29 protein-coding genes and 1 pseudogene are annotated in these 26,718 nt (G+C 64.9%); 16 read left to right on the top strand and 14 right to left on the bottom strand.

Features of this window, described 5'->3' with window-relative positions:
• Positions 1–75 precede the first annotated feature (75 nt).
• A complete protein-coding gene (locus tag M1D55_RS04510; protein WP_456281253.1) occupies positions 76–1,008 on the top strand; it encodes an EamA family transporter in 933 nt (310 codons plus the stop codon).
• Between the two features lie 7 nt (positions 1,009–1,015).
• Here M1D55_RS04510 and M1D55_RS04515 read toward each other — a convergent pair whose 3' ends face one another.
• The 6 genes from M1D55_RS04515 to M1D55_RS04540 all read right to left on the bottom strand — a co-directional run bounded on the left by M1D55_RS04515 (position 1,016) and on the right by M1D55_RS04540 (position 7,342).
• Positions 1,016–1,774 carry a MetQ/NlpA family ABC transporter substrate-binding protein gene (locus M1D55_RS04515; RefSeq protein WP_456281254.1) on the bottom strand — a complete coding sequence of 253 codons (759 nt, stop codon included), beginning with the start codon at positions 1,772–1,774 and terminating at the stop codon, positions 1,016–1,018.
• 221 nt (positions 1,775–1,995) lie between these two features.
• On the bottom strand, positions 1,996–4,290 hold the full coding sequence (locus tag M1D55_RS04520; RefSeq protein WP_456281255.1) for a xanthine dehydrogenase family protein molybdopterin-binding subunit: 2,295 nt from the start codon (positions 4,288–4,290) through the stop codon (positions 1,996–1,998).
• Positions 4,287–5,444: an FAD binding domain-containing protein gene (locus M1D55_RS04525; RefSeq protein ID WP_456281256.1), complete on the bottom strand. Its 1,158-nt coding sequence runs from the start codon at positions 5,442–5,444 to the stop codon at positions 4,287–4,289. The genes M1D55_RS04520 and M1D55_RS04525 overlap by 4 nt, the downstream gene beginning before the upstream one ends.
• Complete coding sequence (locus tag M1D55_RS04530) at positions 5,441–6,082, bottom strand: (2Fe-2S)-binding protein (RefSeq protein ID WP_456281257.1); 642 nt, start codon at positions 6,080–6,082, stop codon at positions 5,441–5,443. Before M1D55_RS04530 ends, M1D55_RS04525 begins: the two co-directional genes overlap by 4 nt.
• A gap of 332 nt (positions 6,083–6,414) precedes the next feature.
• Positions 6,415–6,825 (bottom strand): VOC family protein, encoded by a 411-nt coding sequence (locus M1D55_RS04535; RefSeq protein ID WP_064575331.1) that lies wholly within the window; start codon positions 6,823–6,825, stop codon positions 6,415–6,417.
• 76 nt (positions 6,826–6,901) lie between these two features.
• Entirely contained in the window at positions 6,902–7,342 is a 441-nt protein-coding gene (locus tag M1D55_RS04540; RefSeq protein WP_456281258.1) for a helix-turn-helix transcriptional regulator, read from the bottom strand.
• A gap of 114 nt (positions 7,343–7,456) precedes the next feature.
• Between M1D55_RS04540 and M1D55_RS04545 the strand changes: the two genes are divergently transcribed.
• A complete protein-coding gene (locus M1D55_RS04545) occupies positions 7,457–8,836 on the top strand; it encodes a sensor histidine kinase (RefSeq protein WP_456281259.1) in 1,380 nt (459 codons plus the stop codon).
• Positions 8,837–8,936: 100 nt separating this feature from the next.
• Here the strand turns inward: M1D55_RS04545 and M1D55_RS04550 are convergent, their stop codons facing one another.
• On the bottom strand, positions 8,937–9,536 hold the full coding sequence (locus M1D55_RS04550) for a TetR/AcrR family transcriptional regulator (RefSeq protein ID WP_456281260.1): 600 nt from the start codon (positions 9,534–9,536) through the stop codon (positions 8,937–8,939).
• Between the two features lie 190 nt (positions 9,537–9,726).
• Between M1D55_RS04550 and M1D55_RS04555 the strand changes: the two genes are divergently transcribed.
• From M1D55_RS04555 to M1D55_RS04595, 9 genes and pseudogenes are all read left to right on the top strand, one after another.
• Positions 9,727–10,386: a glutathione S-transferase gene (locus tag M1D55_RS04555; protein WP_456281261.1), complete on the top strand. Its 660-nt coding sequence runs from the start codon at positions 9,727–9,729 to the stop codon at positions 10,384–10,386.
• Positions 10,387–10,575: 189 nt separating this feature from the next.
• On the top strand, positions 10,576–11,067 hold the full coding sequence (locus tag M1D55_RS04560) for a VOC family protein (protein WP_456281262.1): 492 nt from the start codon (positions 10,576–10,578) through the stop codon (positions 11,065–11,067).
• 51 nt (positions 11,068–11,118) lie between these two features.
• Positions 11,119–12,099: a diacylglycerol/lipid kinase family protein gene (locus M1D55_RS04565; RefSeq protein WP_006575695.1), complete on the top strand. Its 981-nt coding sequence runs from the start codon at positions 11,119–11,121 to the stop codon at positions 12,097–12,099.
• On the top strand, positions 12,096–12,899 hold the full coding sequence (locus M1D55_RS04570; protein WP_456281263.1) for a metallophosphoesterase family protein: 804 nt from the start codon (positions 12,096–12,098) through the stop codon (positions 12,897–12,899). The genes M1D55_RS04565 and M1D55_RS04570 overlap by 4 nt, the downstream gene beginning before the upstream one ends.
• Positions 12,900–13,095: 196 nt before the next feature.
• Positions 13,096–14,100 (top strand): tripartite tricarboxylate transporter substrate binding protein, encoded by a 1,005-nt coding sequence (locus M1D55_RS04575; RefSeq protein WP_456281264.1) that lies wholly within the window; start codon positions 13,096–13,098, stop codon positions 14,098–14,100.
• 136 nt (positions 14,101–14,236) lie between these two features.
• Positions 14,237–14,527 carry a DUF1330 domain-containing protein gene (locus M1D55_RS04580; RefSeq protein ID WP_064575313.1) on the top strand — a complete coding sequence of 97 codons (291 nt, stop codon included), beginning with the start codon at positions 14,237–14,239 and terminating at the stop codon, positions 14,525–14,527.
• 50 nt (positions 14,528–14,577) lie between these two features.
• Positions 14,578–14,961, top strand: a complete 384-nt coding sequence (locus M1D55_RS04585; protein WP_456281265.1) for an antibiotic biosynthesis monooxygenase family protein — start codon at positions 14,578–14,580, stop codon at positions 14,959–14,961.
• A 54-nt stretch (positions 14,962–15,015) separates the two neighbouring features.
• On the top strand, positions 15,016–15,531 hold the full coding sequence (locus M1D55_RS04590; protein WP_456281266.1) for a DUF1931 family protein: 516 nt from the start codon (positions 15,016–15,018) through the stop codon (positions 15,529–15,531).
• Positions 15,532–15,870: 339 nt separating this feature from the next.
• Positions 15,871–16,304, top strand: a pseudogene (locus M1D55_RS04595) (helix-turn-helix transcriptional regulator); the annotation flags it as partial.
• A gap of 160 nt (positions 16,305–16,464) precedes the next feature.
• On the opposite strand, the gene M1D55_RS04600 reads toward M1D55_RS04595, so the two are convergent.
• The 3 genes from M1D55_RS04600 to M1D55_RS04610 all read right to left on the bottom strand — a co-directional run bounded on the left by M1D55_RS04600 (position 16,465) and on the right by M1D55_RS04610 (position 19,623).
• Positions 16,465–17,343 (bottom strand): NAD(P)-dependent oxidoreductase, encoded by an 879-nt coding sequence (locus tag M1D55_RS04600; protein WP_456281267.1) that lies wholly within the window; start codon positions 17,341–17,343, stop codon positions 16,465–16,467.
• Positions 17,344–17,396: 53 nt separating this feature from the next.
• Positions 17,397–18,023 (bottom strand): TetR/AcrR family transcriptional regulator, encoded by a 627-nt coding sequence (locus M1D55_RS04605; RefSeq protein WP_456281268.1) that lies wholly within the window; start codon positions 18,021–18,023, stop codon positions 17,397–17,399.
• A 142-nt stretch (positions 18,024–18,165) separates the two neighbouring features.
• Entirely contained in the window at positions 18,166–19,623 is a 1,458-nt protein-coding gene (locus M1D55_RS04610) for an HdeD family acid-resistance protein (protein WP_456281269.1), read from the bottom strand.
• 142 nt (positions 19,624–19,765) lie between these two features.
• Between M1D55_RS04610 and M1D55_RS04615 the strand changes: the two genes are divergently transcribed.
• Positions 19,766–21,064, top strand: coding sequence for an MASE1 domain-containing protein (locus M1D55_RS04615; protein ID WP_456281270.1), 1,299 nt, complete (start codon positions 19,766–19,768; stop codon positions 21,062–21,064).
• Entirely contained in the window at positions 21,057–22,547 is a 1,491-nt protein-coding gene (locus M1D55_RS04620) for an acyl-CoA-binding protein (protein WP_456281271.1), read from the top strand. The genes M1D55_RS04615 and M1D55_RS04620 overlap by 8 nt, the downstream gene beginning before the upstream one ends.
• Positions 22,548–22,580: 33 nt before the next feature.
• Here M1D55_RS04620 and M1D55_RS04625 read toward each other — a convergent pair whose 3' ends face one another.
• Positions 22,581–22,946, bottom strand: coding sequence for a hypothetical protein (locus M1D55_RS04625; RefSeq protein ID WP_456281272.1), 366 nt, complete (start codon positions 22,944–22,946; stop codon positions 22,581–22,583).
• Between the two features lie 27 nt (positions 22,947–22,973).
• Positions 22,974–23,561: a YybH family protein gene (locus M1D55_RS04630; protein WP_456281273.1), complete on the bottom strand. Its 588-nt coding sequence runs from the start codon at positions 23,559–23,561 to the stop codon at positions 22,974–22,976.
• Here M1D55_RS04630 and M1D55_RS04635 point away from each other — a divergent pair.
• Positions 23,545–24,141, top strand: a complete 597-nt coding sequence (locus tag M1D55_RS04635; protein WP_456281274.1) for a class I SAM-dependent methyltransferase — start codon at positions 23,545–23,547, stop codon at positions 24,139–24,141. The two genes, M1D55_RS04630 and M1D55_RS04635, sit on opposite strands and share 17 nt — an antisense overlap.
• A gap of 78 nt (positions 24,142–24,219) precedes the next feature.
• Here the strand turns inward: M1D55_RS04635 and M1D55_RS04640 are convergent, their stop codons facing one another.
• A complete protein-coding gene (locus M1D55_RS04640; RefSeq protein WP_456281275.1) occupies positions 24,220–24,750 on the bottom strand; it encodes a carboxymuconolactone decarboxylase family protein in 531 nt (176 codons plus the stop codon).
• A gap of 228 nt (positions 24,751–24,978) precedes the next feature.
• Here M1D55_RS04640 and M1D55_RS04645 point away from each other — a divergent pair, with 228 nt between their 5' ends.
• Positions 24,979–25,203, top strand: a complete 225-nt coding sequence (locus M1D55_RS04645; RefSeq protein ID WP_064575299.1) for a DUF2188 domain-containing protein — start codon at positions 24,979–24,981, stop codon at positions 25,201–25,203.
• Positions 25,204–25,262: 59 nt separating this feature from the next.
• Positions 25,263–25,865, top strand: coding sequence for a hypothetical protein (locus tag M1D55_RS04650; protein ID WP_456281276.1), 603 nt, complete (start codon positions 25,263–25,265; stop codon positions 25,863–25,865).
• Positions 25,866–25,900: 35 nt separating this feature from the next.
• Here M1D55_RS04650 and M1D55_RS04655 read toward each other — a convergent pair whose 3' ends face one another.
• Positions 25,901–26,689, bottom strand: coding sequence for a substrate-binding domain-containing protein (locus M1D55_RS04655; protein WP_456281277.1), 789 nt, complete (start codon positions 26,687–26,689; stop codon positions 25,901–25,903).
• Positions 26,690–26,718 lie beyond the last annotated feature (29 nt).

A 26,718-nucleotide genomic window follows, 5' to 3' on the forward strand; every position in this document is an offset into this window, starting at 1 on the left:
CTCCGAATGATCCGTTCGGGATAATTCATTTTACGCGATGGACAGTCGCTCATACAGTTTCGGTAAGGCAACTGCATGGACGAGGCTCAACCGATGACCGTATCGCGTTTCGCAATCCCGAACGGCATGGCCGCCGCAGCGGCCGGCGTGTCCGCCAACGTCGTGTTCGGCGCGTCGTCGCTGTACTGGCGGCTGCTGGCGAGCATTGCACCGACGACGCTGGTCGGCTATCGCATCTTCATTTCGCTGGCGACGTTGCTGGCCATCCTGTGGCTGACGGGGCGGCTGCGGGCCCTGCGCGGCAAGCTGGCGCCGCGCGTTCTGGCGCTGCATGTCGCCGCATCGTGCCTGGTGGTGGTCAACTGGAGCGTCTTCATCTGGAGTTCGATCCACGGCTACGTCGTCGAGACGGGGCTCGGCTATCTGACGGCGCCGTGCATCTCGATCGCGGCCGGGATCATCGTGTTTCGCGAGAAGGTGGACAAGCTCGTCGGCGGCGCGCTGCTGGTCATCGCGGCCGCGATCGCACTGCTGTTGTGGCGCAGCGGCGAACTGCAGCACTGGCTATACCTGACCGCCGCGATCAGCTGGGGCGGCTATGCCTGCCTGAAGAAATTCACGCCGCTGGACGCGGTCAGCGGCCTGCTGATGGAGACGGTGTTCCTGTCGATAGGCTGCGGCCTGGCACTGATGTTCTCGGACATGACGCTTGCCCTGCCGGCGGATATGTCGAAGCCGCATCTGGCCGCGCTGGCCATGGCCGGGCTGGTGTCGGCGGTTCCGCTGATGTTGTTTTCCTATGCGGCCAACCACCTGTCGCTGTCGATCAGCGGCCTGCTGCAATTCATCCTGCCGACCACGCAGTTCGTCGTGGCGACGTTCGTCTACCGGCAGCCGGTATCGGCCAATACCGTGATCGCGCTGGCAATGATCTGGCTGGCGCTGATGGCCATCGCGATCCGGCCGCTGCTGTCGGGACGCCGCCCCGCGAGCGCGGGGCGGCTGTGACGATGCGCTACTTCTGGTATGCCGGCACCACGAAGCCGGCAAAACGCTGCTGCGTCACGGCCTTGAACGAGGCGGAGCGGTAGGCATCCCGGATATCGGCAACGAAGGGCTTGTTCAGATCGCTCGTTTTGACGGCCACGAGATTCATGTAGTAGTCGGGGATCTTTTCCAGCGCCAGTGCCGAGGTCAGCTTCAGCCCGGAGGCCAGCGCGAAGTTGCCGTTGACGAAGGCATAGTCGACATCGTCGAGCGAGCGGGGCAGTTGCGCCGCTTCGAGCTGCACCAGCTTGAGCTTGTGCGGATTGCCGGCGATGTCCCGCTCCGATGCACGGACCGCGTCCGTACCGGGCTTCAGCGTGATCCAGCCGATCTGCTGCAGGATCGCGATGGCGCGCGCCAGATTGGTCGGGTCGTTGGGCAGCGAGACGGTCGCGCCAGGCTTCACGCCGCTCAGCGCCTTGTGCTTGCGGCTGTAGATGCCGATCGGTGCCGTCGGCACGTGGATTACCTCGGACAGCTGCAACTTGCGGTCGGCCGAAAAGGTCTTCAGATAGACCGAGTGCTGGAAGGCATTGGCATCGAGCGCACCGTCCGCCAGCGCCAGGTTTGGCTGCACGTAGTCACTGAATTCGACGATGGTCACCTTGTAGCCTCGGCCTTCCAGGATCGGCTTGATGCCGTAGCGGATCTGGTCGGCATAGGGGCCGGCGGTCGCACCGAAGCGGATTTCCTTCTTGTCAGGGTCCGCGGCACTGACGGACTGCATGGCGCCGGCCGCCAGCAGAAGGGCGGCCAGTATCCGGACTCGGCTTGCGACTCGCATCGAATTCTCCCGTTGGTTCTCGATCTTGTTCAGGGCGGCGCGGCTGCACCGGCCCAGATGCCGGCCCATTGTAGGGACGGGCGGAACGGGAGCGAAGCTGCAAATTGTCATGCGCATATGCGGCGCGTGCATATGCGCGGCGACTCGTTCGAGCCAGAGGGGTGTCAGCGCGCCATCACCTTGTCCGGCGTCATCGGCGTCGTTCGCAGCCGCCTGCCGGTCGCATGGAAGATCGCGTTGCTGATCGCGGCCGCGACGCCGACGATGCCGATCTCGCCCACGCCCTTGGCGCCGATGCGGCTGACGATGCGGTCGTCCTCTTCGATGAAGACGACATCGATATCGCGGATGTCGGCGTTGGCCGCGACGTGGTACTCGGCGATGTCATGGTTCATGAAGCGGCCCAGCGCATGGTCGGCATGCGTTTCCTCGTGTAGCGCCTGGCTGATGCCCCAGACCACGCCGCCGATGACCTGGCTGCGGGCCGTCAGCGGATTGACGATGCGGCCGGCCGCCACCGCGCTGACCACGCGCATCACGCGCACCAGCCCCAGCGCCTCGTCGACGCGTACCTCGCAGAACACCGCCGAATGGACCGCTCGGACGGTCTTCTTCTGTTCCGCAAGATTGGGCACCAGCAGATAGCGCACGCCCAGCTTGTCCTTGCCGTTGGCCGACAGCAGTTCGGTCAGCGGCATCGCGACGGCGGGATCGGCGCGCAGGCAGATCATGCCGTCGCGGAATGCCACCTGTTCGAAGCCGCAGCCGTGGAAGGCGCTGCCGCGCAGTCCTCGGGCCAGGCGCCACAGCTGGCGTCGCAGGCGTTCGCAGGCACCGTCGACGGCCGAGCCGACGGTCGCCACATGCGAGGAGCCGCCCTCGATCGGCGCGAATGGCAATTCCGAATCGCCGAGGCGGAACACGACCCGTTCCAGCGGCAGGCCCATCGCGGAAGCCGCGATCTGCGTCATCGCGGTATAGGTGCCGGTGCCGATGTCGCTGGCCGCGCTGGCGACTTCGAGCATGCCGTCCGCATGCAGCGTCGCACTGGCGCGCGCGGCCATCTGCATCGCGTCCCAGGTCCCCGTGGCCATGCCCCAGCCGACCAGTTCGTGGCCGTCCCGCATCGAGCGCGGCTGCAGCGGGCGCTTGTGCCAGCCGAAGCGCCGGGCGCCCTCGTCATAGCATTCGCGCAGCGACTTGGTCGAGAAGGGCAGGCCCTTGTTGCCGTCGCGCTCGGCGTAGTTGGCGAGCCGCAGCGCCAGCGGGTCGATGCCGACCGCGTACGACAGCTCGTCCATCGCCACTTCCAGCGCATGCACGCCGTGGGCCGCGCCCGGCGCGCGCATGTCCATCGGTGTGTAGTGGTCCAGATCGACCAGCCGATATTCGAGGCGAACGTTTTCGCTGGCGTAGAGCTGTCCCGACCAGTTCGCGACGACCTCGACGTAGTCCTCATGGCGCGACGTTTCCGCGGCGACCTCGTGGATCACGGCCTTCAGCCGGCCCTCGGTGTCCGCGGCCAGCCGAACGCGCTGCCAGGTTTCCGGACGATGACCGAAGGTGAACATCTGCTGGCGGGTCAGCACCACGCGCATCGAGCGTTGCAGCTTCAGCGCGCCCATTACCGCCATCAGCAGCGGGTACTGCGGCCGCAGGCCCGAGCCGAAGGCGCCGCCGACGAACTGGTTGCGCACCACCACCTTGCGCTTGGGCAGGCCGAAGACGCGCGACACCATCCACCGGCAGTTCTGCGAGCCCTGGGTCTTGTCGTGGATCAGCAGATGGCCGCGGCTGTCGCGGATCACCGTGCTGGCGTGCATCTCCATCGGGTTGTGGTGCTCGACGCCGGCGTAGTACTCGGCATCGATCTTGACCGGCGCGGCGTCGAAGGCCGCATCGGCGTCGCCTTTCGGCTTCGGTGTTGGCGAATAGCCGGCCTTCAGCGAGGAAGGCTCGTGGCTGTGCTGCAAGTTGGCCAGCAAGTTCGTTTCGTGCGGTGTGGCCTCGTACTCAACCTGGACCAGCATCGCGGCGTAGCGCGCCAGTTCGAAGGTCTCCGCCACCACCAGCGCGACCGGCTGGCCGCTGTAGTGAATCTCGTCGTCGTACAGCGGCCGGAACGGCGAGCCGGCCGGGGCCGTCATGTCCTTGTAGAACAGCCGCAGCGAGCGGACCTTGGGACGGTTCTCGTGCGTGATCACGTCGATGACCCCGGGCACCGCCAACGCCTGGCTTGCATCGATCGAAACGATGCGGCCGCGCGCAACGGTGCTGTTGACCACCACGCCGTAGGCGAGATCCGGCGCGGGATGCTCGGCCGCGTAGCGCGCGTGGCCGGTCACCTTGGCAACGCCGTCGATGCGGGGCGTCGGCGTGCCGATCCCCGACTGCCCGGAGCCGGGCAGCGCCACCGGCTGCTGATTCTCGTCGATCGGTTCGAGCACGGTCTTGGTCATGCCAGTGTCTCCTCGCGATAGGCGTCCTGACCGGTGTTGGTCAGGATGCCGGCCGCCGCCATTTCCAGCGCGCGCACGATCGCGCGCTCGGCCAGTGGAATCTTGAAGCCGTTATTTGGGCCGTTATTTGGGCCGTTGTTTGGGCCGTTATTCGGGGCATGGTTGGTGCCGCCGTTGCGCGGGCTGTCCGGCCAGCTTTCCGGCAGCGCCGGACCGCCCCAGGCGCGCGCGTCGCGCAGCACGAAACGGGCCGCCTCGGCGAACGCCTCGGCGTCCGCCGGCTTGCCGACCAGCAGGCCCTCGGCCTCGGTGTCGCGCCAGGGCTTGTGGGCGACGCCGCCCAGTGCGAGCCGGGCGGCGCGGATGCGGCCGTCGGCCTCCAGATCGAGAGCCGCCGCCACCGACACCAGCGCAAAGGCGTACGAGGCCCGCTCGCGGACCTTCAGATAGCAGCTGTGAGCGGCGAAGGCCTCGGCCGGCGGCAGCGACAGATGCGTGATGATCTCGTCGGGCGCCAGCGTGGTATCGATGTCCGGCCGATCGCCCGGCAGGCGATGGAATTCGCCGAACGGAATCTCGCGCGTGCCGCTGACCGATTCGACATGGACCGTCGCGTCCAACGCCGCCAGCGCCACGCACATATCCGATGGGTGGGTCGCAATGCAATGCTCGGTGGCGCCGAGGATCGCGTGCTGGCGGGCCAGCCCGGTCGCGGCCGGACAACCGGTGCCCGGCGCGCGCTTGTTGCACGGCACGCCGGCATCGTAGAAGTAGTAGCAGCGCGTGCGCTGCAGCAGATTGCCGCCGTTGGTCGCCATATTGCGGATCTGCGGCGAGGCTCCGGCCAGGATCGCGGCGCGCAGCAGCGGATAGCGCTCGCGCACCAGCGGATGCTCGGCGGTGTCCGCGTTGCGCGCCATCGCGCCAAGATGCAGGCTGCCGTCGGGCTGTTCCTCGATCTCGGCCAGCGGCAGCAGGCCCAGGTCGACCAGCGTGACGGGGCGCATCACGTCGACCTTCATCAGATCGACCAGATTGGTGCCGCCCGCCAGGCAGCGTGCGGACGCATTGCCCGATGCGCGCTCGGCGGCCTCATGGATCAGTGCAAGCGCCACCGGCATGGTGTCGGCGCGTTCATAGCGGAACGGGTTCATGGCGTCTGCTCCGGTGTTGCCGATGACGGCGTTGCGCCGGCAGGAATCGCGGCGGTTTCGTCTGCGTTTTCCGTTTGGCGTGCGCCTTCGTCCCGTGCGCGGCCGTTCAGCACGACCCGGGACACCGCCTCGACGATCTGCGGATACGCGCCGCAGCGGCACAGATTGCCGCTCATCCGCTCGCGAATCTCCGGCACGTTGCGCGGCGGGGTTTCGTTCATCAAGCCAGCCGCCGAGCACAGTTGTCCTGGCGTGCAATAGCCGCACTGGAAGGCATCGCATTCGATGAAGGCCTGCTGCAGCGGATGCAGCGCATGCCCGTCGCCGGCAAGCCGAGCGAGTCCTTCGACGGTCGTGATGTCGGCCTGGTCGTAGGCGACCGCCAGCGCCAGGCAGGCATTGATCCGGCGGCCGTCCGCAAGAATCGTGCAGGCGCCGCACTGGCCATGGTCGCAGCCCTTCTTGGTGCCGGTCAGGTCCAGCTGCTCGCGCAACAGGTCCAGCAGCGTGACCCAGGGCTCGACGTGCAGCGTGTAATCGGCGCCATTGATGCGAAGACGTACCGGCAGCCGCGAGGGCACGGGGCGAGGCTCGTTCCGCGGGGAGCGGGTGATCGGTTTGGGCTCGGGTGCCAGCATGTCGGTCCTCCGTGTGTCGCCATCAGGCCCCGACAGAAGCGGAGCACCTTGGGCGGCCACGCAAGGGCTGCGCCAATGCGGCAGGAGAGGCGGCAGAAGGCGGCTGGCGCGACGGCTGGACGCCAAGGCGGCACCAATCCCCGGCAAACGTGCGCCGTGCTACATCCGGGAGCTGCTTTGGAGTGCGGAGGATACGGTGAGGCGATGCAATCTTGACGCGTAGTCGTTGGTAAAAACGTCAGGCATCGCAGCAGGGGTTCGCCAAGGGAAGGGCAGGGTACGGGGATGGCGGCGAGCCATCAATCGATCCAATGCGCGCCGCCCGTTCGACCTCACTTCAACTGCTGGATCCGGATCATGTTGCCGGCCGGATCGCGCACGCCGAAATCGCGCACGCCGTAAGGCTGGTCGGTCGGCTCCTGAACGATCTCCGCGTCGCGCTCCTGAAGGCGCTGGAACACGGCATCCAGGTCCCTGGCACCGAGCAGCAGCATTGCGAAGGTTCCCTTGGCCATCATCTCGGCGATGGTGCGCTTCTCGTCGTCGGTGACGCCCGGCGTGGCATTGGGCGGGTACAGCACGATGGAGGTGTCGGGCCTGCCCTTCGGGCCGACGGTGATCCAGCGATGGCCGCCGAAGGCGACATCCTTGCGCACCTCGAAGTCCAGGGCGTCGCGATAGAAGGCCAGCGAGACCTCCGGGTCGGTGTGGGGCAGGAAGGTCGAGTGGATGGTGATGTCCAAGATCAGGCTCCATGGTGTTTGAGGACAGGCGTCGGCCGCGCCGTCGCGGCGTGGGCTCGAAGCCATGTGAGCCAGTCTAGACGGGCTCTTTTTCCGGCGCTTCTCGATTCCTGATCGGTCGCGTGACCTGCCTGGCGACGCAGGCCGGAATCCCCTCGGCCTCGCCGGCGCAGTTGCGCCGGTAAACGCTCGGGGAGACGCCGACCAGTTCGCTGAACCGCGTGCTGAACGTGCCCAGCGACGCGCATCCGACCTCGAAGCAGACCTCGGTCACGCTCAGGTCGCCGCGGCGCAGCAGCGCCATCGCGCGCTCGATGCGCCGGGTCATCAGGTAGGAGTAGACGGATTCGCCGTACGCCAGTCGGAACTGGCGGCTCAGATGGCCGGCCGACATGTGGACGCTCCGGGCGAGTGCCTCGACGTCGAGCGGCTTGGCGTAGTCGCGGTCGATGCGGTCGCGGACGCGGCGCAGGCGGGCCAGGTCTCGTAGCGTGGTGTCGGGGGCGGCGGCGGGCATCGCGGTATCGTGCCATGCGCAAAGTCCGGACTCAACCTCGGGGCGGGGCCTACCCGATTGGCATGGGGAAGCCGATCGCCCACACTGCGGTCGTGAACCGGACTGGAGTCGGACATGGCCAAGACCGCTGCCCTCGGATCGCTGCACCGCCGTCTGAGCCTGTCGCTCGGCGGCCTGGCGCTCCTTGTCGGACTTCTGGGTGCGCTGGGCGCGTGGATCGTGGTCCGTCAGCTCGCCAGCGAGTTCAACGAGGATCTGCGGCACGCCGCCGCCGCGATCCGCGCTGCACCACCGGTCATGCCGGCGCCGTCCCACGGCAAGCCCCCGCCGGCCCCGCCTGTGCTGGTGCAGACCTGGGGGCCGGAGGACGGCGTCCGTCCTGGCCACAGCAGCGCCCCGTGGGTGCTGCTGCCGCGGATGCAGCTCGGCTTCTCCGACGTGGAAGCCGGCGGACTCGTTTGGGACGTATTCGCGATGCAGGCCGGCGATGCCTACATGCAGATTGCCCAGCAGCGAGCGGTCCGCGCGGCCAATGCGCGACGGGTGGCGGCGTGGGCCGCGATTCCCGTCGTGGTGTTGCTGCCGGTGCTGGTATGGGCGATCCGTGTCAGCGTCAGGCAGGCGCTGCGGCCATTGAGCGTGATCGGCGAGCGCGTCGCGCAGGCCGACCTCAATCATCTGGAGCCCGTCGATACCGGCACCGCGCCGGAGGAACTGCGCCCCTTCCTGGAATCGGTCAACCGGATGATGGTCCGGCTGTCCGGGCTGATCAATACGGAGCGCAGCTTCATCGCGAACGCCGCGCATGAATTGCGCTCGCCGCTGACCGCCCTCCAGCTGCAGGTCGAGAACCTGATGCAGGCGCCGCGCGACAACATCGACCAGCAACTGGAAGAACTGCGCCGCGGCATCCGGCGTACGGGAACGCTGATTACCAGATTGCTCGAACTGGCTCGCGCGGAAATCGGCACGCCGCGCGCGCTGGATAACGTGGCGGTGGCCGCTGTCGTCACCGATGTCGTGACCGACCTGTTGCCGCTTGCCATCGACCGCGGCGTCGACCTGGGCGTGGAGCGGCTGGACGACGTGCGGCTCGCCGCCACGGAGACGGATCTGCGCATGCTGATCAAGAACCTTGCAGACAATGCCATCCGGTATGGCGGCCGGGGAGGGCGGGTAGACCTGAGCGTGCGCCGCGACGAAGGCGGTGGCGGTGGCGGGGACAATGTCGTGATCGAAGTGGCCGACACCGGCCCGGGCATTCCCGAGGCCGCTCGCCTGCGGGTCTTCGAGCGCTTCTACCGCGGCGGCGCGACCGACGAAGAGGGCAGTGGACTCGGACTCGCCATCGTGCAGACGATTGCAGCGAACCTGGGCGGCCGCGTCGAACTGACGGGGCGCGCGGATGGCGGGCAGGGACTCGTGGCGAGGGTGGTATTGCCGCTGCGAACCGCACCGCCCGCCGCCAACCCGGCCACGGCAGCCACCGCCTGATATTGAACACGTATCGCCGGCCTTCCATGGGCCGGATGTGCGATGAAACGGGCTGTGCAAATGGGTGCGGCCCGAATTCGTTCAGCCAGCAGAAAAGACGCTATGCCGGTAGAAGACCAGCGTTTCGATAACTGTCGACCAACGCGTCGTACACAGCAATGTCGGCATGGCTTCTTGCAACGAGTTGAGCGCCCGCGATGGCGGCAAAGATCGCGCGTGCCCGCTGGCCGCTCTGAGCCGGATCGACTACGGCCGCAGCCGACAACACCTTGCTCAGCCAAGCAATATTCACGTCTTGAAAGGCCTTGACTTCGGCCTTCACCACTTCCGGCAGATCATCCGTTTCCGCGGCCATGAAGCTGCATAGGCAAATGCGATTGCCGCTTTCGAGCGCCTTGCGAAACAACTCGGGATAGCGATGCAGGCTTGATAGGGGATCCGGCGATCTGGCGAGCAGTTCTTCAAGAGCGTCCGCTGTGCCCTGCCAATAACGCCGCGCTACGGCCGCACCAAGATCGGCCTTGCTATCGAAATGGTGGTAGATGCTGGCGGCCTTGATGCCCACCGCCTCCGCGAGATCACGAAAATTCAAGCCGCCGTAGCCGTGCGCCTGCGCGATGCGAGTGGCCGCGGCCAGGATTCGCTCCCTGGACCCGGAGGAGGAGCCAGGGGTCTCGCTCGCGCTCGTGTGCTTTGTCATTGTTTGCGCCTCTCGGACCACAACCAGTTCTTGACGTGCCGCATTGTACCTTCTATTGTCGAACCCTAACGATCGTTAGGTAGATAGCCTTGGAGGCCAACGCACGCTCCATCGGACCCGCCATTCACTTTGGAGAACGGCAATCGTGACTTCCCATTCCAACAGCATCACCGCCACAACGATATCCCCGATGCGGATCTACGATTTCCCGACCGGGCCTTATCCAACGCGCGTTCGCATTGCCTTGGCCGAAAAGAACCTTCAGTCGCGCGTCGAATTCGTGATGGTCGATCTTTACCAGGGCGAGCACAAAAGGCCGGAGTTCATTGCCACCAGGAATTACTCGGGCACACTGCCGGTGCTCGAGCTTGGCGATGGCACGTGCATTGCGGAATGTACGGCCATCACCGAATATCTTGACGCAGTCGATGGCCAACCGACTCTGACCGGCCGGACGGCGCGCGAAAAAGGCATCATCCACATGATGAACAAGCGCGCCGAACTGGAATTGCTTGATGCCATCAGTGTCTATTTCCATCACGGCACCCCGGGGTTGGGGCCGGGTGTCGAAATCTATCAAAACGCGGAATGGGGCTTGCGCCAACGAGACAAGGCAGTGAGGGGCATGCACTATTTCGACTCGGTCCTGAAACGGCAGCCGTATGTCGCTGGCGAGGCCTTTTCGATGGCGGATATCGCGGTGATCGGTGGATTGATCTTTGCCGCACTGGTCAAGCTGCCGGTGCCGGCCGAGTGCGAGGCGCTGCGAGCCTGGTACGCGAGAATGCTGCAACGCCCGACGGTCGGCAGCCAGCCAGTGTTCTCGGCGCTGTCCCGCGCATCGGCTTGAAGATCGCAGCCGTGATGGTGGAGCGCTGGCCTCGCTCCTGTCGCGAGAGTGTGCGACAGTGGCAGGGCCCGACAAGGGCCCAACAACGGCATCCGCTCGATCCGCTGGACCGGCCCACCAATGTGGACAGCGGCCGCTGCGCGAGCGCGGCGTCCGATGACGGATTCTTGACGCTTCAGGAGACACGACATGCTCAGCAAGAACACGATCTGCTTGTGGTACGACAACGACGCGCTCGATGCCGCCACCTTCTATGCCCAGACTTTTCCCGACAGCGCGGTCGGCGCCATCCACAAGGCGCCAGGCGATTATCCGTCCGGGAAGGAGGGCGATGTCCTGATGGTCGAATTCACGGTGATCGGCATTCCTTGCATCGGATTGAACGGAGGCCCGCAGGTCAAACACAACGAGGCCTTCTCGTTTCTGATTTCTACCGACGACCAGGCCGAAACCGATCGCTTGTGGAACGCGATCGTCAGCAATGGCGGACAGGAAATCGAATGCGGGTGGTGCAGGGACCGGTGGGGATTGTCATGGCAAATCAGTCCGCGTGCCCTGACTGACGCGGTCACTGGTCCGGATCGCGCGGCGGCCAAGCGCGTATTCGACGCGATGATGACGATGAAGAAGATCGACATCGCAGCGATCGAGGCGGCACGGCTCGGTGGACAAGGCGCTTGATGCAGCAGGCCTGACTCTCGTTGCGATAGCGCCCGTTCAAGTCTTGTGACCATGCCGACCGAAGACATCTCGCCAGTCACCGAACCGATTGCCAGGCTGTCCGGTAATGAGCCATTTTTCATTGTCTTCAATGGCGGCTCCGGCAGTGGCGACGCGATGGAGACGCGCGCGGCGATCGAGAAGCGACTGAGCGAAGCAGGACGCGCCCATACCATCTTCACGGTGGACCGGCCCAGGCAATTGCCACGGATCGCCGAGATGGCGGTCGAGCGCGCCAGACAGGCCAACGGCATCGTCGTCGCCGCGGGCGGCGACGGCACCTTGAATGCGGTGGCCGCAGCCGTGTTGCCGACGGGGCTGCCTTTCGGCATCCTGCCCCGCGGCACGTTCAATTACTTCGGCCGCACCTACGGCATCTCGCGGGAAACCGACGAGGCCTTGGCAAGCCTGCTGGACGCCCGCATCGAACCGGTACAGGTCGGCCTGCTCGACGGGCGGCCATTCCTGGTCAATGCCAGTCTAGGGCTGTATCCGCAACTGCTGGAAGACCGCGAGGTCTACAAGAAGATGCTCGGCCGGCGGCGCTGGGTCGCGCTGCTGTCGGCGCTGGTCACACTGGCGCGTGCGCCGGCGCAGCTCACGCTGGACCTGCTGTCCCATGGCGAACACCAGGTAATGCGAACGCCGACGCTGGTGGTCGGCAACAACAGCCTGCAGCTGGAGCAGGTCGGCATACCGGAAGTCGCGCATCTGGAAGACAACCGACTGGTGGCCATGATCGCAAAGCCGGTCGGCACGCTCGCGCTGTATGGATTGTTGCTGATGGGCGCAATCGGCCGGCTGGGGGATACCTCCAGGGTCATCAGCTTCAGCTTTGAAACGTTGACGGTGCGCGTGCGCGGGCGCCGGCGCATCAAGGTCGCGATGGACGGCGAGATCCACTGGGCCCGCACGCCGTTGCACTTTTCGGTATCGCCGAAGCGCTTGCAGCTGCTGATCCCACGAGACCAAAGCCGCCTGGACCGTTCATGACAGTCAGCCGCGTCTTGCACCTGTCCGACACGCACTTCGGTACCGAGCAGACGCCGGTCGTCGAAGCCGTGCTGGAGTTGGCGGACAGCATGAAGCCGGATGTCGTGGTTCTGTCGGGCGATATCACGCAGCGAGCGAGAAGGGGACAATTTGCTGCGGCACGGGCCTTTATCTCGAAACTGAGTCGGCCGACCTTGGCGATACCGGGCAACCACGATATTCCGTTATTCAATGTCGCGGCTCGGATCCTGAATCCATATGGAGGCTACCGGCGCGCGATAGGCATGGACCTCGAACCGGTCTTCAGCAATGACGGTGTGCTTGCAATCGGCGTGAACACCACCAGGCCGTCACGACACAAGAATGGGGAAATCTCGCGCGAACAGGTCGACCGCGTGTGCGCGCAGTTGCGCCAAGCTCAGCCTCACCAATTGCGCATCGTCGTCGTGCATCAACCGGTGCGAGCGGTCGTCGCGTCGGATACACGAAATCTGTTGATCGGGCGCGAAGCGGCCGTACCTGCGTGGGTCGATGCCGGCGTGGATATCGTGCTCGGCGGCCATATCCACCTTCCGTATGTGGCGCCGCTGCCGGCCTACTCCACGCGTCGCGCCTGGGCGGTACAGGCTGGCACCGCGGTCTCGCACCGGGTGCGCGGCGCCATTCCCAATTCCGTCAATCTCATCGAACATCGATTCGAAGACGGGCAAGTCAGCTGCCGGGTTCAGCGCTGGGATTACGACCGCAGCGGCAGAGCGTTTGTCGCCGTGAACAGCACGAGTCTGGAATTGAGCCGATAACGAATCCGCGAAAGGAGAGGGCAGACTTTCGCGTGGCCGAAGTGCCGGTTCGCCAGTGTCGAATTCCGCTACGGTCGCGCACCATCTATGTTGTTAGCTCGTGGCGCAACTTCCGCCCCGATGCACTGGTTCCGGTCGTCGCGCACGCAGCCGGAGCAACCGAGCGCCGAAGGGGTCAATCGGGGAGACAGGCATCATGCCAAGACAACCATCGCACGAGCTCACGCCGCGCCGTCGCGCCGTGCTTGTCACCGTGCTGGCAGTGGGCCTGCTGACCAGCGCCATGACGCCCGTGCGTGCCGACACCTGGCCAGCGCGTCCGATCCAGCTGCTGATACCCTATCCGCCGGGCGGCAGCGCCGATCTGCTGGCACGTCCGGTCGCCGCCAGATTGCAGGAGCGTCTGGGACAGCCCGTCGTTCTGGAATATCGTCCGGGCGCCGGCGGCACCATCGCGACGCAGGCGCTGGCGCGCGCGAAACCGGATGGTCACACGCTGATCATGGTGCTCGCTGCGCACGCCATCAACGCCAGTCTGTATCCCAAGCTGCCTTACGACACCCGCAAGGACTTTGCGCCAGTGTCGCTGGTCGCCAATCTGCCGCTGATCGTGGCGGGCAGTTCCTCGCTGCGCGCCAATACCATCGGCGAGCTGATCGCCGAGGCAAAGGCGGCGCCGGGGAAACTGACGTTCGGGTCGGCCGGCAACGGCAATACCGGCCACCTCGCCGGCGAGCTGTTCAATTCGATGACCGGCGTCAAGATGACCCATGTCCCCTACAAAGGCAGCGCCCAGGTCGTGACCGCCATGCTGGCCGGAGAGGTGCAGTTGACCTTCGACAGTATTTCGACTTCGATGCCGCATATACGCAGCGGCCAGCTCCGGGCGCTCGCCGTGACGAGCGGCAAGCGCGCATCGCTGGCCCCGGAGGTACCGACGCTCGCCGAGGCCGGCGTGCCCGGCTTCGACATCAACGGCTGGTACGCGATACTGGCCCCGGCCGGCACGCCAACCGCGGTGGTCGACAAGCTCAGCAAGGAAATCGCCGCCGTTATCGCGGAGCCCCAACTGAAAAAGCAATTGGCCGCAAATGGCTATGAACCCGTCGGCTCGACCCCGGCTGCGCTCGGTGCGCATATCGACGCCGAAATCAACCGCTGGAGCAAGGTGGTCAAGGAGTCCGGCGCGCGGTTGGAGTAGGGGGCTCGGCCGGCGCAGCCGGCCTGTACTGGTTCATGCTTTTCCGATACACGATATAGACTGGTCTGTCGTCGCTCCCGCGCTCCATGACGTGCGCCGGACGGCCTGACAGGTCAATTCAACATCGGAGGAAGACATGGCCAAGGGTTATTGGGTCGCGATGGTTGATGTTGCGGATATGGAGGGCTATCAGCAATACATCGCCGCCAATAAAACGGTATTCGAAAAATTCGGCGCCCGTTTCCTGGTCCGCAATGGTCAAAAGACCGTCGTCGAAGGCCACCCGCGATCGCGCGTGGTCGTGCTCGAGTTCGACAGCTACCAGCGCGCGCTGGAGTGCTACCAGTCGCCGGACTATCAGGCATTGATCGCGCTGCGAGCACCGTATTCGCAGGCGGATCTGGTGGTCATCGAGGGCTACGAATAGCATCAGTGCGATATGATTTGCGCTTGTCCCGCCGTGCTGCATAGCCATTGATGTTCGCGTCCACCTTCATTTTCCGTGCAGGCCAGTACGATGCGGAATTTCATCGCCTGGATCAGCAAATTGCCGAGGTGGCCCGATCCATTCCGGGATATCTCGGGGAAGAGACCTGGGAAAACAGCGCCGCGGGGCTGATCCAGAATGTCTACTACTGGGACACCGAAGAAGCGCTGCTCGAGCTGATTCGACATCCCGCGCACATCGAAGCGAAGGCCAAACAGGCACGCTGGCTCGACGGCTATCGCGTGGTGATCGCCGAAATCAAGCGGGGACGGCAAGCTGAGCGGGCCGGTGGGCTAGCGCTACGGCGGATCTTTCCGACTCCACGATCACCACGCGGCCTGCAGGCTCAAGTCCAAGCTTTCGGCGGCCGATAAGAAGAGAGCCGGGACACCGGCATCTCGTTCCTCGATCCGCCAAGAGCAATAACAATGAGCACAATCGAACCTGTTTCGCCCGCCGTGGGCTTCGGAATCCCCGTCCCGCGCGACGCTACGAGCGCGGAGGCGTCCACCGATTCGCCGGACACCGTCAGCGCCACGGCGAGCAACTCCCGCAGCGAGAACGGCGCCCGTCAGAACTCCGTGAACGGTGTCAACGTTCGCATATCCGGTCCCGGACAAAGCCTGGCGCAGCGCAGCGCGGCCGCATCCGGCAATCAGGACATCGAGGAAAGCGGCCTTCCTGAAACCATTCAGGACCTGCTGAAACGCATTCGTGAGCTGCGTAAGCAGTTGCAGGAGAAGCAGCAGGAGCTGCAGGCGCTGATGGCCGACCAGAGTATGACGCCACAACAGCGACAGTTGCGCCAACAGGCGCTGCAGTCCGAGCTGGCCTCGATCAACGGCGCACTGACCGAAGCACTCGGCATGTTGAATCGGACCCTGCGAGAGAGCAGAACCCCGCCGGAACAGATGCAGAAGGCCGCGACCCTGGCCATGCTGTGATGGCTCGCGTTGCGGCGTGCGTTGTATTCAGGAGCGGTCGGCAATCGATATAGAAGGCCCGACGGTGCCGCCCCGTGGTGTTCGGGAGTGGGTATTTTCGGTATCCGGAAAGCGCAAACTGCGACGTGACTAAAACAGCACGTCAAATTTGTTGCCGATAATACTTCTTATGTTAAGTTGGCGGCGGCCGCATCGTCTCTGTCCCGCTGGCGCTTGTCGGCCCTCGCCATTACCTGTACTCCCAGCGCGCAGGCGGCAGACTGTCCCGCTGTTGGACGCCAAGATAAGCTGTTCATCAAATTAGTCAAAGTGCCACGTTTTGTCTGGAATCTTGGACAAATGCCAGCCTTCACTGATACGACATCTCTCTTGGAACGTCACCTGCTCCTGCAGCTCGGAGACCGCATCAAGCGGCTACGGAAGGCGCAAGGCCTCAGCACGGTCGAAATGGCAAAGCGCGTGGGCATCTCTCGTACAACTCTCGCTGCAGTCGAGGCCGGCGACCCGGCGCCTTCCGTGGGGACATATCTGCGCGTTATGTCGGTCCCTCGGAGTGGCGGTCGACCTCGCCCTGCTGGTCAGCGATACGTTCCAGCCGGCGCCGGTGGGATTCTGCCGCGGCGTCCTCCCGGCGCGCTGCGCCACAGGTCGAGGTACGGGTCAGAACGGATCTCAGCCGCCATCAGGCGCAGGACCTGCAGAGTTTGGCGCTACACAGAGAGGCAGTTCGACTGATCGAGGCCGATCCTGCCCTACTGTTCCGGGCACAGGAAGGACCTCGAGCACATCATCCGGGCTGCGGCCGAAATAACGAACCTGAGCGCATGGCACCGTCAGGTGGTAGACAGTCCCATGCGTCCAGAAAGGGCTTTCGTCATCTCGCCAATAAGGGCGCTTCGGTGCGCAAACGTTTTCTTGGCGCCGTCCAGCCGCTTACAGCTTCCCTGCCCGGCGTGCCGACGTCCGCGACAACGCCGCCCAGTCCAGATGGCCTTCGTCGTGCGCGAGGCTTTCGATGTGGGCATCGCGCAGGGCGCTTGCCAACGGCAGCGGTACGTTGACTTGCTCGGCGGCAGCCAGCGCAAGACGTATGTCCTTGAGGCCAAGTGCCAGCTTGAAGCCGGCCGGCTCGAAGTGTTCCTCGGCAATCGCCTTACCGTAGCCCTTGTAGACCGGCGCGGCGAACGCCGTCGACGTGACCAGTTCAAGAAAATCGGCCTTGTCCACGCCATGTCCCTGCGCCAGCGCGACCGCCTCGCCCATGGTGCCGATCGCGCTGCCGATCATGAAATTCACCGCCAGCTTGGCGGCATTGGCCTGCTCGGGCCGCTCGCCCAGGTACCAGGTCTTTTGGCCCAGCACGTCGAACAGCGGTTGCACTGCCGCTACCGTCGCGGCAGCGCCGGCAGCCAGGATATTGAGCTCGCCCGCTTCGGCGACATTCACGCGGCCGAGTACTGGTGCGGCGACGTATCCAACGCCTTGCTCCCGGTGCAGCGCTGCCAGTTCGGCGGCCAGGGCGACCGATACCGTGGCCATGTTGACGTGGATTGCACCGGGCTTGAGGGCGGCCAGCGTTCCCGCCTCGAGCACGGCGGCGCGTGTGGCAGCGTCGTCGGCCAGCATCGAGATCACGACATCGGCATCGGCGGCGGCTTCCCGCGGTGTGGCGGCGCTTTGCGCGCCGAACTCCGCTAACTTCGTCATCGGTGCTGGCGAGCGGTTCCAGCCCCGCACCGCGTGGCCTGCCCTGACCAGATTGACTGCCATCGGCAGGCCCATCGTGCCGAGGCCGAGAAATGCGACTTTCATATTGGTTCTCCTTGCTCAAATGGAATCGATCATTTCCTAAATAGACAAAAAAATCAGGCCAGCGCCCTGAGCGCGGCCTCTACCACCGCATGCATGTCTTCGCGGCTGCGGCGGGTCTTGCCGACCACGCGCATGCCTTGCGTCAGACACAACAGCATCCGCGCGGAGGCCTCGACATTGACGTGGGCAGCAATGGAACCATCGTCTTGTCCCTGACGGATCAGATCGGCGAGGAATGCTTCGTTGCGTGCCAGCGCCGTGCAGACGTGGTCGGCCAGTGGCTTCTCGAACGCCGACAGCGCCACCGTGCTGCCGACGACAAGGCATCCTTGCCGTCCCATCGCCCCCTGAGAGGAGTCGGCATAAAAGGCCAGCGTCTTGCGCAGCCGTTCCAGTCCAGTACCGCCCTCGCCAATGGCATGGCGCAGCTTCTCCATCCGCTGCACGCGATACCGGTCAAACGCCGCCAGGAAAAGCTGCTGTTTGTCCTTGAACGCCTTGTAGAGACTGCCCTGTGCCAGACGCATGGCCTGCGTCAGATCGGAGATCGAGGCACCGTGGTAGCCGCGTTCGCTGAATACGCGCACGGCCCGGTCGAGCGCCTGATCGACGTTGAATTCACGCGGTCGGCCTGGGCTGCGGGAGCGAGGGCCGGAGGGGGCTTGCGGTTGGGAGGCCATGCTCAGGATATCGTTTATTTTGGAATCGATCGTTTTCTAATATAGCACGGGTTACTCGCCAGCGTTAATCGCCAAGACTGCGGTGCCTCCTGTGCCAGGATCGCCCCGCGCCCTCCGCTCCCGAGCTGGACCCGCGAACGAATCACCAGCCCCGCTCGTCCTCCTCCTGCCATCGCCGGCGCTGACGCTGCAGCCGCCTCAATGCCGGGATGCCGAGCCGCCATGTACGCCGGGCTTGCGGTCCCGTATGGGGATCGACCAGCAGGCTCAGCGCACGCGCGTAGTCGCGCACCAGGCCCGGCGTCCAAGCCATCGTCTTCGCGCGTTTGCGGATCTGCGCGGCAAGCCAAAGTTCCGGCGTCAGCATCGTCGTCAGCAGCAGGCCCCAGCTGTGCCGATCACCACGCCGGCGCATCAGCGCACCCTCTACGGCTGCCTCCAGCCCGCGCGCCACGCTGACCGCGCAATTGCGATACGTCAAGTTGTAGGTCGTATCCGAGCACCAGGCATCCCGGAATCGCTCGAGCCGCGCCGGATCGTAGTTGCGCAGGTGCACGCGCGCGGTGGAATCGCCGCGGCGGGCCGACTCCGTTGGGTAGTCGAGTTCGAAGTGCCCCGGCACATCGTTGTCGCTGGACGCGCGCAGTGCTTGCGCGACGCTGTCGGGCGTACGGTTCAATGGCGTGGCCGGGTCGAAGCTGATGTAGATGCCTTCCGGCGATTCCAGCGCGGCATGGCCGGTCCAGATCGCGCCGTTGGCGTCGACCGCGGCGATATAGCGGTCGACCAGCGGACGGCGCCGTAGCGGACGCTGTACCGAGCCCGACGGCGTCCAGACATGGACCGTCAAAGCCCCGCCATCCTTGGCGGGGAGCGTCGCGGATGGTTCGGGCTGCGGAAACAGCAGCGTCTTCGTGACCTTGTGCACGGGCTCCTGCGCCGTGCCAGTACGAAACGGCGGAGAACCGGCGTCCGCGGCGCCGCCCTTCTCTGCCCCGCCGCGCCGCCGTCGCGGACCGTGCATCAGGCTTTCGATCGTTGTCGTCTCGGGAACCCGCATCGCGCGGTAGGCCAGCATGCCCATGCCCCAGCCGCCGAACAACATCCACAGCGACAATGCGTAAGGCACCGTGCCCCGATAATCCGTCGGATAAGGCTGGAAGAAGAACATCGCAATCAGGATTTCCAGCGCGCCCATGCCAACGGCGAGGCGCCAGCGCGGGAACCGGACCACGCTCGCCGATATGCATTGCAGCAAGCCATCGAGCAGGAACAGCGTGCCGAAGATCATCGACAGCCAGAAGTGACCGTGATGGTGTCCAGCCAGGATCAGCGATGCCGCGAGCATCAGCGACAGTCCCTTGAACACGCGCATGGTCCGCATGCCGCCCGCGCCGACGAACGCGACGGCCAGCGTACCGATGCCGCCAGCCATCAGCAGCACCGCAAAGAGTTCGAGCGGAAAATAGACCGCGCCGTCCAGTCCATCGATGAACAACACGATGCCGGCCAGCAAAAAGGCGATGCCGAGCCAGAACATTCCGCGTGCCCGTTGGCGCAGATAGTCGAATCCCAACAGGATCAACGCGAGCCGGATCATCGTTTCCCCAGGGCGATGTCTTCCACGCGGATTCTAGTCACAATGTTGCGCCCGCGCGACCTTGTACTACTATCGTCATCGACGCATGGCGGCCGCGCGGGCGGTTCGCTCCGGCAGGAATTCGGATCGATGGGGGATATCGATGCAGTCTGCAGGCACCCGCTTCATCGTCGTGGCGATCCTGGTCGCCGTTGCTTATCTGGCCGTCGGCGTGCTATCGCGCGCCATGGCCGCCAGCGATACGCAAGCGGTCGCCGTGTGGCTGGCTTGCGGCGTCAGCTTCGGCGCCTGGCTGGTGAGTCCGCCCGGCGTGCGGGCGGCAGTGCTGGCCGGCACCGTGGTTGCCGCGGTGATCTGGGGCGTGACCGGACACGCCCTGCCGTTCGGAGCCGCGCTCGCATTCGCCTTGATCGAGGCAGCCAGCATTGCGATCGGCGCCTGGATCGCCTCGCATCGCCAGCAGGCCGCCCGGCCGCTGACCGCGGCGGCCCTGCTCGTGGCAGGCGCCATCGTCACCAGTGTGGTGGGCGCGACGCTGGCCGTGGAGTTCTGGCGCTGGCTGCAACCGGAGCGCGCGATCGACCTATCCCGCGAATGGCGCGCCTGGGCGTTTTCCACGATCGTCGGCATCCTGCTCGTCGCGCCCGTGATCGTCGGCTTCAAGGGATTTGCGGTCAAGCGCTCCGGCGGCATGCCAATGAAGCAGTTCGGCGCCGGCGCGGCCATGTTCGCGTTGTTCCTGCTGACGACCCTGATCGTCTTCGACAGCAGCGTGCATCAGCGCTTTGGCGACGTCGCAGCGACGCTTACTTACCTGCCGATGCCGTTCCTGCTGCTGGCCTCGATGTTCTGGGGCCCGCGCGGCGGTGCCGTTGCCACGATGGTGGGCGCGCTGCTGATCATCTGGCTGACCGCGCATGGCGGCGGACCGTTTGCGATCCGCGAAGGTTTCCCGGGCGAGTCGGTGATCGAAGTGCAGGCCTATGTCTGGGTCTGGGCCGTGCTGCTTCTGGCCGGCCGCGCGCTCAACGAGGCGCGACGAATCGCACTGGCCAAGGCACGTGAATGGCAGCTGCGCTACGAACGGACGCTGCAGGCCAATGGCGTGGCGAGCGTCGAGTTCGATGCCGTCACCGGCGTCGCGTGGTGGGGAGAATCGGCCGAAGCCGTACTCGGCGCCGAGGCGGCGCAGCTGCGCAATATCCGCGACTGGCTCGACCGCGTCGACGATGCGGATCGGCCGCTGGCGCAGGCCGGCTGGGAAGCCGTGTCCGCCGGTCAGCGCGATATGAGCACCGATGCGTATGACATCCGGCTTGACGGCCGCGATCTGCATGTGCAGGCGCGTCTGGCTCCGGTACGGGGACCAGATGGCGCGGTCGAACGCGTGGCATGCCTGCTGCGTCTGGTTTCGCCAGTCGGCGCGGAACGCCATGCGTGAGCCCGGCGTCTTCCTGATCCACGGGCTGGGCGGCACGCAGTACGACCTGGGCTCGATGCACAAGCGGCTCAAGAACGCGGGGTTCGTCACGCACTCGCTGACCTTGCCCGGTCACGGCACGAAGCCGGAGGACCTGGTCGACGTGCGCGCGGAGGACTGGCTCGAAGCGGTACGGGCCAAGTACCACGAAATCATCGATCAGCACGACGTGCTGCACCTGATGGGCATGTGCATGGGCTCGCTGCTGGCGGTGGAAACCGCCAAGCGCGAACGCCATGCCAAGGGCAAGCTGGTGGTGCTGGCGCCGCCGGTCTATATCGACGGTTGGGCCACGCCTTGGTATCGCGGCGCGCGCAGCCTGCTCTATCGGCTGCCGGGTGTGCCCGCGCGGATGAAGGTCATGGAAGAAGACCCGTACGGCATCAAGAACGAGCAGCTGCGCGCCATCGTCAAGGCCAAGTTCGAGCGCCGCGAGAACTTCCACTATGGATGGGTACCGCTCGCTTGCATCCGCGAAGTCGACCGCTTGCGCGCGTTCGTCATGACGGGGCTGGACCGAATCGTGTGCCCGACGCTGGTCGTCCATGCGCGCGAGGACGAGCTGACCAGCCTGCGTTCGGCGACTTACCTCGTCGAACACATCGGCGGCAGGAAGCGCGCCGGGCTGGCCCGCATGGTGGTCCTCGAGGACAGCTACCACATGGTCTGCGTGGACAACGACCGCGAGATCGTCGCCCGCAACGTGCTGGAATTCTTCGATGTCACGGCCGCGGCCTCTCTGGGAATGGGACCGGTGGATGCCGCCATGGCGCCCGCCGATGTGCTGACGCTGCTCGAATCCGTGCGGCGCCTTCTCGAATCTGGCGACTTCGCCGGTCTCTACGCCGCCGGCATTCCCGATTTTGCATGGCTGCAACCGGGCTCGAACCGCGCGACAGGCGTCTACCGCGGCGCCAAGGGCCTGGCCCGGCTCAAGGGCTGGGCGATGGGTCAGCCGCCATTGCGCTTCGGCGCCTTCGGCATGCCGAGCTTGAACGCCGGCGTGGCGGTGTTGCCGGCCACGCTGATGGCCGGCAATGCGCTCGCTTCGCCGGGCGTACTGGCGCTCGCGATGCGCGCCGGCAAGCTGCTCGAAGCACGCTGGTTTCCCGACGACGTCACGCTGGAAGACCGCTTCTTCGGCGGCGAGCCCGTTCCCGAAGGCCCGAGCCCGCAGGAAAAGGCGTTCGCCGAAGCCGCGGCGCTGTCGAAGACGCTACGCCAGGCGCCAGACAACGACACGCTGCTTGCCCTCTACGCGCTCTACAAGCAAGGCAGCATTGGCGATGTGGTAGGCGAGCGCCCGGGCGTCATGGATGTCGTGGGCCGCGCCAAGTACGATGCCTGGGCTGCACGCAAAGGCATGACGACGCAGGCGGCGATGCAGGCTTACGTCAGCCTGGTGCAGGAGCTGCGGGCCAGAGAGGAGGCGGCGGTGCCGTAGCGATTTATCGCTGCGTCGCGTCCACCTCGCCAATTACTCTTCTGCGTTCCGAGTTGGCTTCAAGGCAAAGTGTTCGGCGAATGTGCGGACAGTCAACCAAAATGACAATGGCGTCGCGACAAGGATGCAAGCGAGCATCATGAAGAATCTGAAGTCTGTCAGCCAGGTCAGGTCCACGCCAAAGCCGTTGCATGCATGAAGGTTCTTTGGCCCGCCTTTGCAATCAAGAAATGGCTGTAGGAAGGCTGCCGTCTTCCAGCCAGCCAATGTCAGCATGCCGGGGGCAAGTGCAATTACATACTTTGGCCACCATAGGGTCTGACTACGAAACCGCTGCAGCAAGAACGGCGGCAGGGCAATCAGTAGCAGCAAGGAAGCCGCCAGCAGGAACGCCATCATCTCAGGTATGGATCGCTGCCGGTAGATTCATTGCTTCAGGCCGTCTCTCAAGACCGGTTCACCCGTGCGCGGATTGGTCAAGGTGACATTCTCCAGCGCCTTGATTCGCCATTCGTCCGCCTGCCGCGTCAGGACCGCGAGGATCAGCGTGTCGACAGCATGCGGGCCCGCGGGGTGAGCCGTTCCGGCTGTCAGCCGGCTCCAGAAATGCATGACCGCCGCATCAGTACCGATTGCCACCACGTCTATCAATTCGTTCTCGAGCGTGGAATCGCTGTAGATCGTTGCATGGATCGGGGCGTGCATCTCGATAATTGCCTCGACACCGCGAACGTAGCGCCCAAATCGATTCACGAACGTCGCATCCTCATGGAACAAGGCTCCAAGGGATTCCATATCGTGTTGGTTCCAGGCATTCTGAAAAGCTTGCAACGCTTCTTCGGGATGTTTCATATCGCTGGTATCGAAGAAAGTTTCCGTTTGGATAGCCGTTCGAACTGACAATCCCATGATAGCAGTTGGCAAAATTGACGCCCAGTACGAAAGGATCGGCGTTACGATATCAAAGTATTCCGCTGCCAAATAAACGAGGTCGCCTGTGAACGGCTGGAGCAACTATTATCGGCGGAGCGAGAAACGAGGGCCTTCTCCGCTGTTGTCTGAAGCTTTGCACCATGTGCAAGAGGAAGGGTGCAGGCAGGCCGTCGACCTGGGCTGTGGCGCGGGAATCGAAGTGCAGCAGCTGATTCGGGCTGGCTGGCAAGTCTTGGCAATAGATCGTGAGCCGGAAGCAATCTCTCGCACTACCTCGGCTTGTTCCGGCACCGATGAAGGCGTGCTGACGACGTGGCTTGTGGATTTCGAACAACTGTCCGAATTGCCCGCTTCCAATCTGATTCACGCCGGACTGGCGCTGCCGTTTTGTCGGCCCGAACACTTTCGGCAGCTTTGGGATCAAATACGGCAAGCGCTGGTACCGGGCGGCGTGTATGTGGGACACTTCTTTGGAAACCGCCACGGTTGGTCGCCCCATTCGCATTTGACCTTCCACACCGAACAGGAAATTCGGTCCTTGTGCCATGGCCTGGACGTCCTGCTCCTTCGTGAATCAGAGTCTCAGATGGGCGAGGATTCCGACTCGATCAATTGGCACCGTTTCGACCTGATAGCACGCAGACCAGTTGATCAGGCCTAGTCGAGACGACACCCGCTTTTGCGTAACGCACATCAGCGCGATACGGCTGCCACGCTTCGCTCTGCGCTCGATCCGCATTCACCGTGGCGCCACCCCGCCTTTTCCCTGCCCTGCAGCCTCCAACACCTCGCGCACCGCATTGGCCGCATCGATTGCCCGCGGAAAGCCGGCGGTGACCGTGGTCAGGTAGACCACCTCCTTCAATTCTTCCGGCGTTACGCCCAAGCGCAGCGCGTAGCCGGCGTGGATCTTCAGCACCTGCAGGTTTCCCTGCGCCGCGAAAGCGGCGATGGCGGCGAGCTGGCGGGTGCGGTCGTCCAGCCCGGGCCGGGACCAGACATCGCCAAGGGAGTAGTCGACGATGGCGTCCGCCAGCGGTGGGAAGTCCCTGCGCAACGCGTTCAGCACGGGTTGGCCCGCCCCGCCGGAAAGCTTGTCCATGGTAGCGTTGCCGCGCTCGCGCGGCGTGCCTTGCGCCGGCAGGTTACCGGTGACCCCTTGGGCGTACGCCACGCTGAACGTAGCGCTGACGTAGATTGCGGTCAGGACAAGAGCGGGATCGGCGGCACGAAGACGGGAAAGGAAAGCGAAGCGATGGCGATCTGGCATGGCAGGCCCCTCGGCGATGGCGTTGTCTGACCGAGTCATTGTCCAGCTGCGGCCGGCAGACGCGAATGCCTATTGGTCCGCGATGCTTGCCCGATTCTCTGGGCAGCCTCGGTCCCATCGATCGGGACGCTGCGCCTGGCCTCCGGTGCGGTCAGACGGCGCCCGATACCGCATCTCTGCGGCTCGGCGTACAACGGAATGCAAGCCAAGCACTGACAGGAGGCGACCATGGCAGGAAATGTCCACGTTGTGCCCACGGACGGCGGCAAATGGGCGGTGCAGATCGAGGGAACGGACGGCACCGGCCCTACCTACGCGACACAACAGGAGGCGATTGCCTCCGCGACCGAAGCGGCGCAACAGGCGAAGGTCGAATTGTTCATCCATGGCGCCGACGGCCGGATTCGCGAGCGCAACAGCTTCGGCAACGACCCTCGCGACATCAAGGGGTAGCGAAGATCCCGGCATGGCCCCCGGACCCTCTCCTACCGAACCATTCCCCGGAGTATGTCTTGCAGTGGATTCTCGACCACAGCCAGCTGATTTCCGCGTTCACGGGCGTGGGAACCTTGCTGGTATGGGTCATCTATCTGCAGGTGTTCGTCAGCAGTTACCGGCGGCAACTGCGCGCCACGCTGTTGATCACGCGAGGCCCGGGGGACGGCCTTGCCGCGCGCTGTTTCGTGACGAACATGAGCTGGGGCCCGCTTTATGTGCAAAGCGTCCTCATTGCGCTGGAGACGCCAGACAGAACGATCGTCATGCCGGCGACCGAAACCCAGGACGAAGAACAGCGGGCCTACTCGCGGCCATTGGAGCGCACGCGGCAAGGGCCGCTGCAGCCGGCGGCGATCCGGGATATCGGCTCGTTCGAACATCTGATGGCGCCCGCACTGCGGGAGCTGCCTGAAGGGGTTGCGGCGGTGCAGGCCGTGACGATCGTTGTCCTCGGCGTCTACGGTTCCGAGGACCTTCCGGTCGGTGCGCGGCGTCGATTCGTCGTGACGCCCGCGGCAGACAGGCTGCGCTTGCATGGCGCTACCCTGGATACGGAACAGATCAGGAAGAAGGGCGAACGCCGGAAGCTGCTCGCCGACCTGCAACGCGACCAATAGCCCCGGCAGGCCGGCGAATGGCCGGCCATGCCGTGTCACTGGCCAGCGGGCTCCAGCCCCGTGATGCGGACGATGGGTGCAGCGGCAGGCGACGCCAGGAACTGGATCAACTGCCGGGCTGCCTCGGGTTCACGCGCGTCGGCCGTCAGGCCGGCCGAAAAGAACACGCGCTGCTGTGCTTCGGCCGCGATCGGGCCGAGGAAATCCAGCTGGGTGAACGGCAGCAGTTCGCTGACCTGCTGGAAACCGAGATCGGCATCGCCTCGCAGCACGACGGCGCCGACACGTTCGCTCAGAATACGGTGCGCCTTGCCTTTGACCTGTTCGGCGACACCGAGACGCTGAAACAGCTCGGTCGACAGATAGGTGCCGCTGGCGCTGGCGGAATACGCGATCGACCTGACATCGAGCAAAGCCTGCCGCAAGCCTTCCACGGTACTGACATCAGGCCGCGGCTCGGTGCCCTTTCTGACGACCGCGCCGATCAGCGAGCGACCCAGGTCAACCCGTGAATCCGGCTGGACCCGCCCTTCGCGTTGCAGCGCTGCAAGGCCGCTATCGGCCAGAATCACGATATCGAATCGCTCGCCACGCGCGAGCCGGTTGGGAATGGCGTCGGCCGCGTTGCCCATCGAAGCGCCATAGGCGCTGATCACGCGATGACCGGTCGCCTGTTCGAACAAGGGCACCAGCAGCTTGTACGCTGCCGTGAAGCCGCCCGAGGTCACGACATGAATATCGGCCGCCAACGCCTGGCCGGACCAGATCAGCACAGCAAAGGCAAACGCCAGTGCGCGGTGCCATGGTGCCATCAACAGGGACATCGCCAATCTCCTCTGGAGCGTTCCAGGCC

The sequence above is a fragment of the Cupriavidus sp. JZ107 genome, assembly GCF_053903255.1.

Coding starts and splice junctions, on each gene's coding strand:
- M1D55_RS04510 (WP_456281253.1), top strand. CDS start 76: ATGGACGAGGCTCAACCGATGACCGTATCGCGTTTCGCAATCCCGAAC.
- M1D55_RS04515 (WP_456281254.1), bottom strand. CDS start 1,774: ATGCAGTCCGTCAGTGCCGCGGACCCTGACAAGAAGGAAATCCGCTTC.
- M1D55_RS04520 (WP_456281255.1), bottom strand. CDS start 4,290: ATGACCAAGACCGTGCTCGAACCGATCGACGAGAATCAGCAGCCGGTG.
- M1D55_RS04525 (WP_456281256.1), bottom strand. CDS start 5,444: ATGAACCCGTTCCGCTATGAACGCGCCGACACCATGCCGGTGGCGCTT.
- M1D55_RS04530 (WP_456281257.1), bottom strand. CDS start 6,082: ATGCTGGCACCCGAGCCCAAACCGATCACCCGCTCCCCGCGGAACGAG.
- M1D55_RS04540 (WP_456281258.1), bottom strand. CDS start 7,342: ATGCCCGCCGCCGCCCCCGACACCACGCTACGAGACCTGGCCCGCCTG.
- M1D55_RS04545 (WP_456281259.1), top strand. CDS start 7,457: ATGGCCAAGACCGCTGCCCTCGGATCGCTGCACCGCCGTCTGAGCCTG.
- M1D55_RS04550 (WP_456281260.1), bottom strand. CDS start 9,536: ATGACAAAGCACACGAGCGCGAGCGAGACCCCTGGCTCCTCCTCCGGG.
- M1D55_RS04555 (WP_456281261.1), top strand. CDS start 9,727: ATGCGGATCTACGATTTCCCGACCGGGCCTTATCCAACGCGCGTTCGC.
- M1D55_RS04560 (WP_456281262.1), top strand. CDS start 10,576: ATGCTCAGCAAGAACACGATCTGCTTGTGGTACGACAACGACGCGCTC.
- M1D55_RS04565 (WP_006575695.1), top strand. CDS start 11,119: ATGCCGACCGAAGACATCTCGCCAGTCACCGAACCGATTGCCAGGCTG.
- M1D55_RS04570 (WP_456281263.1), top strand. CDS start 12,096: ATGACAGTCAGCCGCGTCTTGCACCTGTCCGACACGCACTTCGGTACC.
- M1D55_RS04575 (WP_456281264.1), top strand. CDS start 13,096: ATGCCAAGACAACCATCGCACGAGCTCACGCCGCGCCGTCGCGCCGTG.
- M1D55_RS04580 (WP_064575313.1), top strand. CDS start 14,237: ATGGCCAAGGGTTATTGGGTCGCGATGGTTGATGTTGCGGATATGGAG.
- M1D55_RS04585 (WP_456281265.1), top strand. CDS start 14,578: ATGTTCGCGTCCACCTTCATTTTCCGTGCAGGCCAGTACGATGCGGAA.
- M1D55_RS04590 (WP_456281266.1), top strand. CDS start 15,016: ATGAGCACAATCGAACCTGTTTCGCCCGCCGTGGGCTTCGGAATCCCC.
- M1D55_RS04600 (WP_456281267.1), bottom strand. CDS start 17,343: ATGAAAGTCGCATTTCTCGGCCTCGGCACGATGGGCCTGCCGATGGCA.
- M1D55_RS04605 (WP_456281268.1), bottom strand. CDS start 18,023: ATGGCCTCCCAACCGCAAGCCCCCTCCGGCCCTCGCTCCCGCAGCCCA.
- M1D55_RS04610 (WP_456281269.1), bottom strand. CDS start 19,623: ATGATCCGGCTCGCGTTGATCCTGTTGGGATTCGACTATCTGCGCCAA.
- M1D55_RS04615 (WP_456281270.1), top strand. CDS start 19,766: ATGCAGTCTGCAGGCACCCGCTTCATCGTCGTGGCGATCCTGGTCGCC.
- M1D55_RS04620 (WP_456281271.1), top strand. CDS start 21,057: ATGCGTGAGCCCGGCGTCTTCCTGATCCACGGGCTGGGCGGCACGCAG.
- M1D55_RS04625 (WP_456281272.1), bottom strand. CDS start 22,946: ATGATGGCGTTCCTGCTGGCGGCTTCCTTGCTGCTACTGATTGCCCTG.
- M1D55_RS04640 (WP_456281275.1), bottom strand. CDS start 24,750: ATGCCAGATCGCCATCGCTTCGCTTTCCTTTCCCGTCTTCGTGCCGCC.
- M1D55_RS04645 (WP_064575299.1), top strand. CDS start 24,979: ATGGCAGGAAATGTCCACGTTGTGCCCACGGACGGCGGCAAATGGGCG.
- M1D55_RS04655 (WP_456281277.1), bottom strand. CDS start 26,689: ATGTCCCTGTTGATGGCACCATGGCACCGCGCACTGGCGTTTGCCTTT.